14 protein-coding genes and 1 pseudogene are annotated in these 11286 nt (G+C 60.0%); 9 read left to right on the top strand and 6 right to left on the bottom strand.

The window, feature by feature from the left end; all coding sequences use genetic code 11:
* Positions 1-76 precede the first annotated feature (76 nt).
* The 3 genes from ACM6IQ_RS20330 to ACM6IQ_RS20340 all read right to left on the bottom strand — a co-directional run bounded on the left by ACM6IQ_RS20330 (position 77) and on the right by ACM6IQ_RS20340 (position 1313).
* Positions 77-238, bottom strand: coding sequence for a hypothetical protein (locus ACM6IQ_RS20330; RefSeq protein ID WP_017339368.1), 162 nt, complete (start codon positions 236-238; stop codon positions 77-79).
* A 65-nt stretch (positions 239-303) separates the two neighbouring features.
* Complete coding sequence (locus tag ACM6IQ_RS20335) at positions 304-615, bottom strand: AzlD domain-containing protein (RefSeq protein WP_193393033.1); 312 nt, start codon at positions 613-615, stop codon at positions 304-306.
* Positions 615-1313, bottom strand: a complete 699-nt coding sequence (locus ACM6IQ_RS20340; protein ID WP_414879659.1) for an AzlC family ABC transporter permease — start codon at positions 1311-1313, stop codon at positions 615-617. Before ACM6IQ_RS20340 ends, ACM6IQ_RS20335 begins: the two co-directional genes overlap by 1 nt.
* A 174-nt stretch (positions 1314-1487) precedes the next feature.
* Here ACM6IQ_RS20340 and ACM6IQ_RS20345 point away from each other — a divergent pair, with 174 nt between their 5' ends.
* Positions 1488-1862, top strand: coding sequence for a DUF2784 domain-containing protein (locus tag ACM6IQ_RS20345; RefSeq protein WP_017339371.1), 375 nt, complete (start codon positions 1488-1490; stop codon positions 1860-1862).
* 24 nt (positions 1863-1886) lie between these two features.
* Positions 1887-2804 (top strand): LysR family transcriptional regulator, encoded by a 918-nt coding sequence (locus ACM6IQ_RS20350; protein ID WP_017339372.1) that lies wholly within the window; start codon positions 1887-1889, stop codon positions 2802-2804.
* A gap of 10 nt (positions 2805-2814) precedes the next feature.
* Here ACM6IQ_RS20350 and ACM6IQ_RS20355 read toward each other — a convergent pair whose 3' ends face one another.
* Both ACM6IQ_RS20355 and ACM6IQ_RS20360 read right to left on the bottom strand, forming a co-directional pair.
* Positions 2815-4392 (bottom strand): sensor domain-containing diguanylate cyclase, encoded by a 1578-nt coding sequence (locus tag ACM6IQ_RS20355; RefSeq protein ID WP_414879660.1) that lies wholly within the window; start codon positions 4390-4392, stop codon positions 2815-2817.
* Positions 4393-4470: 78 nt separating this feature from the next.
* The gene (locus tag ACM6IQ_RS20360; RefSeq protein ID WP_017339374.1) at positions 4471-4998 is read right to left on the bottom strand and encodes a DUF3087 family protein; all 528 of its coding nucleotides are present in this window, start codon (positions 4996-4998) and stop codon (positions 4471-4473) included.
* Between the two features lie 212 nt (positions 4999-5210).
* Here ACM6IQ_RS20360 and ppnN point away from each other — a divergent pair, with 212 nt between their 5' ends.
* Positions 5211-6584, top strand: a complete 1374-nt coding sequence (gene ppnN, locus ACM6IQ_RS20365; RefSeq protein WP_017339375.1) for a nucleotide 5'-monophosphate nucleosidase PpnN — start codon at positions 5211-5213, stop codon at positions 6582-6584.
* A gap of 154 nt (positions 6585-6738) precedes the next feature.
* Here the strand turns inward: ppnN and ACM6IQ_RS20370 are convergent, their stop codons facing one another.
* On the bottom strand, positions 6739-7002 hold the full coding sequence (locus ACM6IQ_RS20370; protein WP_414879661.1) for a DUF2790 domain-containing protein: 264 nt from the start codon (positions 7000-7002) through the stop codon (positions 6739-6741).
* 295 nt (positions 7003-7297) lie between these two features.
* On the opposite strand from ACM6IQ_RS20370, the gene ACM6IQ_RS20375 reads away from it, so the two are divergent.
* The 6 genes and pseudogenes from ACM6IQ_RS20375 to ACM6IQ_RS20400 all read left to right on the top strand — a co-directional run bounded on the left by ACM6IQ_RS20375 (position 7298) and on the right by ACM6IQ_RS20400 (position 11005).
* Positions 7298-8038 carry a response regulator gene (locus ACM6IQ_RS20375; RefSeq protein ID WP_017339377.1) on the top strand — a complete coding sequence of 247 codons (741 nt, stop codon included), beginning with the start codon at positions 7298-7300 and terminating at the stop codon, positions 8036-8038.
* Between the two features lie 53 nt (positions 8039-8091).
* Positions 8092-8211, top strand: a pseudogene (locus ACM6IQ_RS20380) (hypothetical protein); the annotation flags it as partial.
* 19 nt (positions 8212-8230) lie between these two features.
* Positions 8231-9163 carry an MBL fold metallo-hydrolase gene (locus tag ACM6IQ_RS20385; RefSeq protein WP_414879662.1) on the top strand — a complete coding sequence of 311 codons (933 nt, stop codon included), beginning with the start codon at positions 8231-8233 and terminating at the stop codon, positions 9161-9163.
* A gap of 202 nt (positions 9164-9365) precedes the next feature.
* The gene (locus ACM6IQ_RS20390) at positions 9366-9752 is read left to right on the top strand and encodes a hypothetical protein (protein WP_017339379.1); all 387 of its coding nucleotides are present in this window, start codon (positions 9366-9368) and stop codon (positions 9750-9752) included.
* Positions 9753-9934: 182 nt separating this feature from the next.
* Positions 9935-10669 carry a substrate-binding periplasmic protein gene (locus tag ACM6IQ_RS20395; RefSeq protein ID WP_414879663.1) on the top strand — a complete coding sequence of 245 codons (735 nt, stop codon included), beginning with the start codon at positions 9935-9937 and terminating at the stop codon, positions 10667-10669.
* A gap of 108 nt (positions 10670-10777) precedes the next feature.
* Complete coding sequence (locus tag ACM6IQ_RS20400) at positions 10778-11005, top strand: hypothetical protein (RefSeq protein ID WP_017339381.1); 228 nt, start codon at positions 10778-10780, stop codon at positions 11003-11005.
* Positions 11006-11286 lie beyond the last annotated feature (281 nt).

The raw sequence follows: 11286 nt of genomic DNA on the forward strand, positions 1-11286 counted from the left end.
TGTAGATTGGTTGGGGTTGGGGGCATATCCGTTTCTGCGGTAACGGCGGCTATTGGTTCCGCCCTTACCCCAGAGCTCAGGGCTTCAACGGAAACTCCATATCACGGTCCGGCAATTCTTTCCCGTCATCAGGGTGCTTCCAGGTCGGCGACGAACGCCTCTGGCGCTCGAGCTCTTCTTCCGTCGGTTCATCCATGTCTTCATCATCCGGATCCGGACGCTTTGGTTCAGTAGCCATGCTCACCTCTCTTCCTAAGGGATCCGTCATCAACTTTAAGCGTAGATCAGTTTCGAAAACCCGGTTCAAAGCCACCAGCGCAGCAAAAAGAAAAACCCCATGCTCAACAGCATGCTGAGCAAGGTATTGCGGGTGTACAGCACCAGCCCCACCGCCACCAGCGAACTGATCAGATACGGATTGTCCCACTGCAAATTCAGCTGCTTGTCCGGCATGAACACAATCGGCCCGCAAATCGCGGTCAGCATGCCCGGCACCGCAAAACCAAGAAACTGCCGGGCGTTGCTGCTCAGGCGCAGCGGCAGGCGCGGTTCGAGAAACACGTAGCGGTTGAGGAAGACCAGAATTCCCATACCGATAATCACGGCCCAGACCATCATGTGCGTCCACCGTAGAATTTGTTGCAGACGAAGCCCCCCGTCATGCCCGCCAACCCCGACAGCACCAGCGCCGAGCCCCATTGCCAATAGCTGAACAACACCGAACAGAACAGCGACACCGCCACGCAAACCACGGTCGGTACGTTGCGCACCACCGGGGTGATCAGGGCGATGAAGGTTGCGGCGATGGAGAAATCCAGACCCAGATGCTCCAGCCCCGGAATGCTGGAGCCGAGCACAATGCCAGCAAGGGTGAAGAGGTTCCAGGCGATGTAAAACGTCAGGCCGACGCCCAGCGCGTACCAGCGGTTGAACTGCTGTTTGTCATGCTGGCTGGTCAGGGCAAACAACTCGTCGGTGAGCAAAAAGCCCAACCCTGCACGCCAGCGCCCCGGCAGCGGCGAAATCACCGAGCGCATGCTCATGCCATAGAGTAAATGCTGGGAGGTCAGCAGCAACGTGGTCAGCAGAATCGAAAATATCCCGGCACCGCCCTTGAGCATCCCGATGGCCACCAGTTGCGCCGCACCGGCAAACACGATGCTCGACAACCCCTGGCCTTGCAGCGGCGTGAGGTTGGCTTCGATGGCCATGGAACCGGCCAGCAATCCCCACGGTGCGGTTGCCAGGGATAACGGCATGATCGCCGCGGCGCCGCGGAGAAACGCGCTGCGCGGCACGAGTGAATTGGACATAACGCTCTACAACCAGAGAAAGACGTCAAACTGTGCCAGCAGTCGCCGCCGATGGCTTGAACAATCTTGCGCACTGCTGCAAACGGCAGAATGCGCGCCGGGTTAGCTGACTTTCGTGATTGGCACTCCGCCCGAGTACCATGGAGCGATCGCATCACGTGTCAGGGAGTCGACATGCTTTACCGAATCGCCGCCGACGGGCTGGTGCTGTTTCACCTGTTGTTCATTCTGTTCGTGCTGTTCGGCGGGCTGCTGGTGCTCAGATGGCATCACCTGCTCTGGCTGCACCTGCCGGCTGCGGCGTGGGGCGTTTGCGTGGAGTTTTTCCATTTGTTCTGCCCGCTGACAGACTGGGAAAACCGCATGCGCCAGGCCGCCGGGCAAACCGGCTATGGCGGCGGTTTCATCGAGCATTACGTGTGGCCGGTCATTTACCCGGCGGGCCTGACACCCGCTATTCAACTGGGCCTCGGCAGCGTGGTGCTGGCGCTCAACGTGCTGGTCTATCTTAGGTTGTTCAGGCTGCGCAAGTTACGCCGGGCCGCCTGAACACTTCCCTCAAAGGATCTGCACATGTTGTCCATCGAAGACCTGGCATTGCTGCAAGCCATTCGGGAAACCGGCAGCCTGTCACGCGCGGCGGCACATCTGGGCAAGGCGCCGTCGACGGTGTCCTATGCGGCGCGGCAACTGGAAGAGCGTTTCGACGCGCTGCTGTTCGATCGGCGCCGCTACCGCCTGCAGCTCACCCCCGCCGGGGAGCTGCTGGTGAATGAAGCGGCGCGGTTGATGCAGGATGTCTCGCGCCTGACCCAACGGGTGCAGCAAGTCGCCAACGGTTGGGAGAGCCGACTGTGGATCGTCACCGACGAACTGCTGGAGTTCGAGGCCCTGATCCCGGTGATACACGAATTCGACGCGCTGCAATCCGGTGTACCGCTGCGCATCACCCAGGAAGTATTGAAAGGTGTGTGGGAAGCCCTGCGCGAAGGCCGCGCGGACCTGATCATCGGCGCCACCAACGAACCGCCGGCGATCCCTTCCTTGCGCTGGATGCAACTGGGGGAAATGGAATGGGTGTTTGCGGTCTCGCCCAGGCACCCACTGGCCAAGGTCAAAGAACCGATTTCCCGGACAACGGTGACGCAACACCGGGCGATCGTCGTGGCAGATTCGTCCAGAGCCACCGAAGGCAGCACCTATGGCGTCTCCGGTGGGCAACCGGTGCTCGCCGTGCCGACCATGCGCGCGAAAATCCTCGCCCAGTGCGATGGCTTGGGCGTGGGCTGGCTGCCCAGACATCGGGTTGGCTCGTTGCTGAAGAACGGCACGCTGGTCGAGAAACAGATGGCCGATCCCCGGGAACCGAACATTCTGTATGCCGGCTGGCGCGGCGATCATGACGGACGCGCCCTGGGCTGGTGGCTGGAAAAACTCAAGCAGTCGTACCTGGCGACCAGGCTGGTCCAGGGCAGCGACCGGTTCGTCTGAACCGGCAGACTCAGTTGGCAATGACGCTCATGTTCCGGCCGCTGGCCTTGGCAACATAGAGCGCCTTGTCCGCTGCGCCAATCAGGTCGTCAGCCTGGGCTTGTGAGGTCGGATCGTAAGCGGCGACGCCCAGGCTGACCGTCACCATGCCTTCTGCGCCTTCGCTGTGGCGAATACCGGCATGCAGCACCGCGCGACGGATTTTTTCCGCCACCAGAAACGCCCCGACATAGTCGGTCCCAGGCAGCACCACCGCAAACTCTTCGCCGCCGTAGCGCGCCGCCAGATCTCCGGGGCGCTGGATATTTTCGGTGATGATCGCACTGATATTGCGCAAACACTCATCACCGGCCAAGTGGCCGTAGTGGTCGTTGAACAGCTTGAAGTGGTCGACATCAAGCATCAGCAATGCGAGGCCGGTCAGGCTGCGCTTGGCACGGCCGATTTCCGAGTGGATGAACAAATCGAACTGACGCCGGTTGGACAGCCCGGTCAACGCGTCCTCCAGGGCCAGCAGTTCCAGGCTGCGATTGACCTCGATCAGCGTTTCCTGGGCATCCAGCAACTGGCTCTGGATGCGGTTCTGCTGCTTCATCAGATTGATGAGGCGATAACCCAGCACGCCAAGAAAGACCAGCAGCAGCGCGACAATGCCGGCACTGAGCAATGACTCCTCACGCCAGCCGGCCAGCACTTCATCCCTGTCGAGCGCAGCGAAAACGATCAGCGGGTACCCTTCGACCCGGCGAAACCCCACCACCCGCACAACGCCGTCCAACATGGACTTGACCGTTGACGTGCCGGAATTGGCCATGGGCAACAGCTGTTTGAACAGCGGGCTGTTGGCGAGACTGGTGCCGACCTCCGCATCCTTGAACGGCCGACGAACGACGATGCTGGCGTCGTCGGCGATCAGGTTGATCACGCCGTTGCGGCCCATGTCGATGCTGTCGTACAGAGACAGAAAATGGCTGAGATAAATCGTCGCCAGCGCCACACCGGCAAAACGGCCGTCGGCGTGATTGATCCTGCGCGACACCGTCATGATCCATTCGCCGCTGGAACGACTTTTGATCGAAGGACCGATGTGCGGCCCACGGTCGGGATGATCGCGATGGTAGATGAAATACTCACGGTCGGCATTGCTGGCATCCGGCAGGACCGCGCCGTTGGAATTGGCAACCCAGCGACCCTTCTCGTCATAGACGAACAGGCCGTGCAACTGGCTCAGCTCACTGCGCTGGGCACTGAGCAAGCGTTCCAGGTGAGGCAACAAGGCCGGTTCGAAGCCGTCGTTTTCCAGGCGCTCCACCAGCGTAAACAGCAGCGTATCGGCCTGCTTGATCGTCGCCTGTGCTTGTGAGGCCAGGGTCTGCGCAAGGTTGGACATCGCCACGCCCTTGTCATGCAGATGGTACTGGCGCGAATTCCAGGCTTCCCAGATCACGATGGCGATCATGGACAGGCACACCGCCAGAAGCAAAACCACCGCGGAGCGGACCTTGAGTTTTGCCCCGGCCTGTTCGGTGACCAGGGAAACGCTGTGGCGGGATTGTTCGATTCGGTCTTTGACGGACGGATTGCCCATGACGCTCCCTGAATCCTGATGAGTGGCGACTGATCCCGTTCGCCTTTTTATTATCGTGACGCCTCAACAATACACCGGTTAGCGCGGCGTCTGTTTCAATGCCTCAAGCCACGCCGGGTTCAATTGCGTCTGATCGGTCTCGATGCCCAGCGCTTCCATACGGGCCTTGTGCAGGTCCATTTCGCGAATCAATTGGCTGTGATCACTGGAGTTGCCGTCCAGCTCGTGCATCTGGCTCAACCCCAGGTGATAGAAGCGCAGCAGCTTCATGGCGCCGGGATCATCCTTTTCCACCGCCGCCGTGACCTGATGCATGACGTTGGTGATGCTCATCAGGCTGCGCTTGAGCTGCCAGCCGTACACGGCGGGCGCCATCCACGCCTGATGCCAGAAGGTGCCGCGCATGAGTGCCACCATCAACAGCACCGCGACAAACACACCACCCACGTTGAAGCGTAGATTGTCCCCCCCCGGCTCGCCGAACATCGCCACCGCCGCGGTCGACAGGACCATCGCCAGGGCCAGGAAAACCACGGCGATAATGATCGTGCTGCGGCGCGTCTGGCTTCGATAAATCTCGGGGTTTTGCGGCTGGATTTCAAACATCGCGACGGGTTTCCTCGGGAACATGGGCAAAAAGACTGCGGGGCATTATCGCCTCTGCGGGGGATTTAGCTATGCTGGGGCTCCTTTTCATCTTTTCATCGTCAAAGGGGAACGTGGCGATAGCGCGCAGTTCGTGCCATCTTCTTTTATGGATACATACTATTCGGATGTCATGCGTCCTCGGCGGGTGACATCGTTTTAAGGATCATTGAATGTCCCAACGTCAAGTAATCAACGCTTCGGTCAGCCCGAAAGGCAGCCTGGAAACCCTCTCTCAACGTGAAGTACAGCAACTGAGCGAAGCCGGATCCGGCAGCACCTACACCCTCTTCCGCCAGTGCGCCCTGGCCATCCTCAACACCGGCGCCCATGTCGATAACGCCAAGACCATCCTCGAAGCCTACAAGGACTTCGAAATCCGCATCCACCAGCAGGACCGCGGCGTGCGCCTGGAACTGCTGAACGCCCCCGCCGATGCCTTCGTTGATGGCGAAATGATCGCCAGCACCCGGGAAATGCTGTTCAGCGCCCTGCGCGACATCGTCTATACCGAGAATGAACTCGACGCCCAGCGCATCGACCTGAGCACTTCCCAGGGTATCAGCGACTACGTGTTCCACCTGCTGCGCAACGCCCGCACGCTTCGCCCCGGCGTCGAGCCGAAGATTGTGGTGTGCTGGGGTGGCCACTCGATCAACACCGAAGAATACAAATACACCAAGAAAGTCGGCCACGAACTGGGCCTGCGCAGCCTCGACATCTGCACCGGTTGCGGCCCTGGCGTGATGAAAGGTCCGATGAAAGGCGCGACCATCGCCCACGCCAAGCAGCGCATTCATGGCGGTCGTTACCTCGGCTTGACCGAACCCGGCATCATCGCCGCCGAAGCGCCGAACCCGATCGTCAATGAGCTGGTGATCCTGCCGGACATCGAAAAGCGTCTGGAAGCGTTCGTGCGCGTAGGCCACGGCATTATCATTTTCCCGGGTGGCGCGGGCACGGCCGAAGAGTTCCTGTACCTGCTCGGCATCCTGATGCACCCGGACAACAAGGGCCTGCCCTTCCCTGTCATCCTCACCGGGCCGAAACACGCGGCGCCGTATCTGGAGCAACTGGACGCGTTCGTCGGTGCCACCCTGGGTGAGGCGGCGAAACAACATTACGAGATCATCATCGACGACCCGGCTGAAGTGGCACGGCAGATGACCGCCGGTCTCAAAGCGGTGAAACAGTTCCGCCGCGAGCGCAACGACGCGTTCCATTTCAACTGGCTGCTGAAGATCGACGAAGGCTTCCAGCGCCCGTTCGATCCGACCCACGAAAACATGGCCAACCTGAAACTGAGCCGCAGCCTGCCCGCCCACGAACTGGCCGCCAACCTGCGTCGCGCGTTCTCCGGCATCGTCGCCGGCAACGTCAAGGACAAGGGCATCCGCCTGATCGAAGAGCACGGTCCGTATCAGATTCGCGGTGATGCGGCGGTGATGCAGCCGCTGGATCAACTGCTCAAAGCCTTCGTTGCCCAGCACCGGATGAAATTACCGGGTGGCGCGGCGTATGTGCCGTGTTATCGCGTGGTTGCGTAACCCGGATAGAGTGTGAGCAAGCCGATGTGGCGAGGGAGCTTGGGTCGCGAAGCGGCCCCAAAAGCTTTTGCGACTGCTTCGCAGCCGAGCGGGAGCAAGCTCCCTCGCCACAAAGGTCGGTTCACACAGGTATCAGTATCCGACTTCCAGGCGATCAACCACCCTGGTTGCCGCATTCGGCAAACTTGCTGTAATCCAGCACTTTCTGCGTACCGCTGGAGTCCAGGTACGTCATCCGCGCATTGACGATCCCGCATTGGCTGCCGCCATTTTCTACCGTTGAAATAACCTTCTTGATGTCCAGATGGGAGCCAGCAGCGTGGGTCTGCGATGGGCTCTGGACATCGGCGTGGGCGGAAAACGCAGCGACGTTCAGAACGGCAAGGAAGCTGGCAGCGACGAGTTTGTTCCGGTTCATGGTGATGTCCTCAAGGTTTCAATGGGTAGTGGTGTGAGGCAAGTTGTCTTGTCTCGATGGAACCCATTCAATCGTCCCGAGGTATCTGCCATGTGTCGTAGCACCGGGCCTTTTAACGCGTAAGGTGTCATACGGGGCGCTCGATACACTTCGATACACCCGCCCCCGAAAAAAGCTGCCGTGTATACCAGTGTATCTATTACATCTTCAGATACAGTGAGATACAAAGGCCGGCAGGCAGCGGCGACGTGGCTCCCTAGAATGCGCAACGTGCGAATAAAAAGAGGGTTGAGTGATGGAACATGTGAACCACATCCTGATCGTCGACGACGATCGCGAGATCCGCGAGCTGGTCGGCAACTACCTGAAGAAAAACGGTCTGCGCACCACGGTGGTTGCCGATGGCCGGCAGATGCGCAGTTTTCTGGAAACCAATCAGGTGGACCTGATCGTGCTGGACATCATGATGCCCGGCGATGACGGCCTGCTGCTGTGCCGCGAGTTGCGCTCGGGCAAGCACAAGGCCACGCCGATCCTGATGCTCACCGCACGCAACGACGAAACCGACCGCATCCTCGGCCTCGAAATGGGTGCCGACGACTACCTGACCAAACCCTTCGCCGCCCGCGAACTGCTGGCGCGGATCAACGCGGTGCTGCGCCGCACCCGGATGCTGCCGCCCAACCTGCTGATCACCGAAAGCGGTCGATTGCTGGGTTTCGGTCGCTGGCGCCTGGACACCACCGCCCGGCACCTGCTGGACGAAGACGGCACCATGGTCGCCCTCAGCGGCGCCGAATATCGACTGCTGCGCGTGTTTCTCGATCATCCGCAACGGGTGCTCAGCCGCGACCAGCTGCTGAACCTGACCCAGGGACGCGATGCCGACCTGTTCGACCGTTCCATTGATTTGCTGGTGAGCCGCCTGCGTCAGCGCCTGATGGATGACTCGCGGGAATCGACCTACATCAAAACCGTACGCAGCGAAGGCTACGTGTTTTCCTACCCGGTGGAATTGCTCGGCGCCGAGTCATGAAACTCGCCCTGCCCTGGCCCCCAACACCCATGCGGTGCGCCTGGACGAAAAAGGGCCCGACCGAGGTCGCTCATGCGGCCAAGGTGTTCAATGCCATGCAGACACGCATTGCGGCCTATCTTAATGAGCGCATGCAACCGCTGGCAGCGATTTCCCATGACCTGCAAACACCGACATAGAGCGCTGTCATTGATGATCTCACTATCCGATCTGCCGCGATTTTGCGCAGCGCTGCTGGCCGCAACGCTCTGTGTCAGCCTTGACACCAGCGGCGCCATGGCCGCGGAACCGGGCGTGGCGCCACTGGAACTGGTGGTGCTCGGCTCGGGCGGACCAGGCGCCGGCGGCCGTGCCGGTGCCGGTTACGTGTTGCTGATGGATGGCACGCCGCGAATCCTGCTGGATGCCGGACCGGGAACATTCGTGCGGCTCGGTGAAGCGAAGCTCGACATCCGCCGCCTGGACATCGTGCTGCTGACTCATTTGCACGTGGACCACGTGGCGGAACTGCCGGGCATCGTCAAGGCACGGGCCGTGGCTTCTCGTTCGGACATCACCTTTACAGTGTTCGGACCGGGTGCCGCGCAACCCTATCCTTCCACTCGTCACTACATCGACCTGATGTTCGGCAAGGACGGGGCCTTCAGCTATGTGCAGGACTTCGCCGGCACCGTGAGTTTCAACACCACTGACCTCGATTACCTCACTGCACCCAAAACCCTCCTCAGCCAGGACGGCCTGGTGATCAACGCCGTGACCGGACACCACCGCGACGCGCCGGCGGTGATTTACCGCGTCGATTACCGGGGTAAAAGCATCACCTTCAGCGGCGATATCGATGCACAGGGCCATGCCGCGCTGACACACATCGCCAGGGGCTCCGACCTGCTGGTGTTCAACGCCCCGGTCCTCGATCCACCCGACGCCCCACCCGCGCTCTACAACCTGCACACTGCGCCCGGCGACATCGGAAAGATCAGCGCCGCAGCACAGGTGTCGAGCCTGCTGCTCAGCCATCTGTCCCGAGACATCGACGAATCCCGCGATGCGGTCACGCAGTCGATCCACCGTGCTTATCAGGGCCCGGTGCAGTTCGCCGAGGATGGTTTGCACATTCGGCCTTGAACGCAAACGGCTGGTTCAGGCAGGCATCGCGGCTTTTTCATGGGGATTTGTATCCTTGTGTATAGGAGGCCACGACAGATACGCAAAAGCTGATTTCGCCCCGTTCAGGCACACATCTGCGATACACCCGAGCGTTTAACTGTGTTCACCGGATAGCAGTCGCTACCGACTCACTCAAACACAAGCGCACGGAGAATCAATCATGTTCAACTTCTCGAAAGTCTCGTCCCTGGCACTCGGTCTGGCACTGGTAGGCGGTCTTGGCCTGTCAAACCTGGCCTCGGCCAACACCGCGAGCACCGCGTCCCACAGCCAGGTTCAGCAACTGCTGGTGGAAGGTGGTTCGGACCGCCTGCAACAGAATCGTGTGGCTGAAGGTGGTGCTGATCGTCTGCAAGAGCTGCGTGAACGTGTGGCTGAAGGTGGCTCTGATCGCCTGATCGAAAATCGCGTCGCTGAAGGCGGTGCCGATCGTCTGCAAGAACTGCGTGAACGTGTTGCGCTGGTCAGCCCGAAGAACGCCGTACAAGGGGGTGTGGTGGTTGCGGAAAACCGCGCCGAGTTCGGCTCGAAATATCAGCGGTATTGATTACAGGTTAATCCGCAACACCCCAAGCCCGGAGCCCCCGGGCTTTTTTTTGCCTCATCGTTCCCACCGGGACGAGCGATACGCATAAATCCTCAGTTCTGACGCAAAAGCCCGACGATTGCGCGGGACAGTCGCAACAGGCGCGTACTAAGATTTGCGCTTCATTTCATCAAGGACGATTCATGAAGCGCTTGGCCGGCTGTCTGCTGTCCTTCCTGACATTTACTGCGGTCGCGGCAGACCTGAACATGCTCACCGACAACCATCCGCCCCTGCATTTTCAGCAGGGCAACGCGATGGTGGGGTTCGGCGTGGATGTGGTGCAGGCGCTGGCCGACACTGCCGGCGATCAGGTGCACTTTCAACAGGTGCCGTTGCTGCGTGCCTTGCGCGTGGCGAGCACTGAGCCTGCCACCGGGGTATTCACCGTGTTGCGCACCGCCGAGCGTGACAGCCAGTATCAGTGGGTCGGCCCCTTGATGGAGGTGGAAACCGCACTGTTCTCCACGGACAGCAACCGGCAACGGGTGCGCAGTTTGCTGGAGGCCAGCCGTCAGGGTCGAATTGCCGTTCCACGGAAATGGCTGGTCTACGGCTACTTGCAGAAACAGGACCTGAGCAATCTGTACGGCGTGGAAACACCCGAACAAATGATGCGTCTGGCACGGCTGGGCCGTACCGAATTCGTGGTGGCCGACACGCTGTCCGTCACCCGCATGGCCCGTGAGGAAGGTGTACCACCCGAGCAGTTGCACTATCAGATCCCGTTGATGAAGCAAGCCACCTACATCGCCTTTTCACCACGGACCGATGCGCGCCAGATCGCGCGCTGGCAGCAGACGCTGGATGAGATGAGCCGGGACGGGCGCCTGGAAAAACTCAAGCAGCGCTGGCTGGTGGATCGCACGCCGCGCTGACGATGGATCAACGTTCTCGATAACGACTATGCGTCAGGGTGTTTTTTCATTCTGAAGCTCCAGCACTACAGTGGGCCCATCTTCTTCCCACGCTTCTGGAGTTACATCATGAAAAGCATTATCGGTCTTGGTTTCGCCCTGTCGGTTCTTGGTGCCACGTCGGCCATTGCTGCACCTCACGCTACTTTGCCAGTGGTTGCGGCGGCAGCGAAGGTGAGTCAGCCGGCTACTTTGAATGTGAATACGGTGGGTGTTGATCAAAAAGACAGCCAGGCGAGCACACTTTACGTGGCTGAAAACCGTCCTGAGTTTGGGTCGAAGTATCAGCGTTATTGATTTGCCGGTTTGTACTGCTGGAAACAGGAACCCCCGGGAAGATTTGGTCTTTCCGGGGGTTCTTTTGTTTGTTCGGGTACATATCCGTTTCTGCGGTAACGGCGCCTTATGGTCCTGCCGCCCGCAGCCATCGGCCATCCTTGGCCGGGGGCGGCCTGTCATTTGAAGCGTACGCGTTCCCCCTGTGGGAGCTAGCTGTGTAAACCTACCACGTTGTTCACGGATGCTATTCGGCTAATTGGTGGCAAATAACTCAGGCTGGCATGCGGGCGATGCCAGTT

The organism is Pseudomonas sp. IT-P100 (assembly GCF_949767185.1).
In the GTDB taxonomy this organism is placed as follows: Bacteria; Pseudomonadota; Gammaproteobacteria; order Pseudomonadales; family Pseudomonadaceae; genus Aquipseudomonas; species Aquipseudomonas fluorescens_B.

Excerpts from the sequence above, each read along its gene's own strand:
- ACM6IQ_RS20350 (WP_017339372.1), top strand. The coding sequence starts at position 1,887 with ATGTTGTCCATCGAAGACCTGGCATTGCTGCAAGCCATTCGGGAAACC.
- ACM6IQ_RS20370 (WP_414879661.1), bottom strand. The coding sequence starts at position 7,002 with ATGAACCGGAACAAACTCGTCGCTGCCAGCTTCCTTGCCGTTCTGAAC.
- ACM6IQ_RS20355 (WP_414879660.1), bottom strand. The coding sequence starts at position 4,392 with ATGGGCAATCCGTCCGTCAAAGACCGAATCGAACAATCCCGCCACAGC.
- ACM6IQ_RS20400 (WP_017339381.1), top strand. The coding sequence starts at position 10,778 with ATGAAAAGCATTATCGGTCTTGGTTTCGCCCTGTCGGTTCTTGGTGCC.
- ACM6IQ_RS20385 (WP_414879662.1), top strand. The coding sequence starts at position 8,231 with ATGATCTCACTATCCGATCTGCCGCGATTTTGCGCAGCGCTGCTGGCC.
- ACM6IQ_RS20330 (WP_017339368.1), bottom strand. The coding sequence starts at position 238 with ATGGCTACTGAACCAAAGCGTCCGGATCCGGATGATGAAGACATGGAT.
- ACM6IQ_RS20390 (WP_017339379.1), top strand. The coding sequence starts at position 9,366 with ATGTTCAACTTCTCGAAAGTCTCGTCCCTGGCACTCGGTCTGGCACTG.
- ACM6IQ_RS20395 (WP_414879663.1), top strand. The coding sequence starts at position 9,935 with ATGAAGCGCTTGGCCGGCTGTCTGCTGTCCTTCCTGACATTTACTGCG.
- ACM6IQ_RS20340 (WP_414879659.1), bottom strand. The coding sequence starts at position 1,313 with ATGTCCAATTCACTCGTGCCGCGCAGCGCGTTTCTCCGCGGCGCCGCG.
- ACM6IQ_RS20360 (WP_017339374.1), bottom strand. The coding sequence starts at position 4,998 with ATGTTTGAAATCCAGCCGCAAAACCCCGAGATTTATCGAAGCCAGACG.
- ACM6IQ_RS20345 (WP_017339371.1), top strand. The coding sequence starts at position 1,488 with ATGCTTTACCGAATCGCCGCCGACGGGCTGGTGCTGTTTCACCTGTTG.
- ACM6IQ_RS20335 (WP_193393033.1), bottom strand. The coding sequence starts at position 615 with ATGGTCTGGGCCGTGATTATCGGTATGGGAATTCTGGTCTTCCTCAAC.
- ACM6IQ_RS20375 (WP_017339377.1), top strand. The coding sequence starts at position 7,298 with ATGGAACATGTGAACCACATCCTGATCGTCGACGACGATCGCGAGATC.
- ppnN (WP_017339375.1), top strand. The coding sequence starts at position 5,211 with ATGTCCCAACGTCAAGTAATCAACGCTTCGGTCAGCCCGAAAGGCAGC.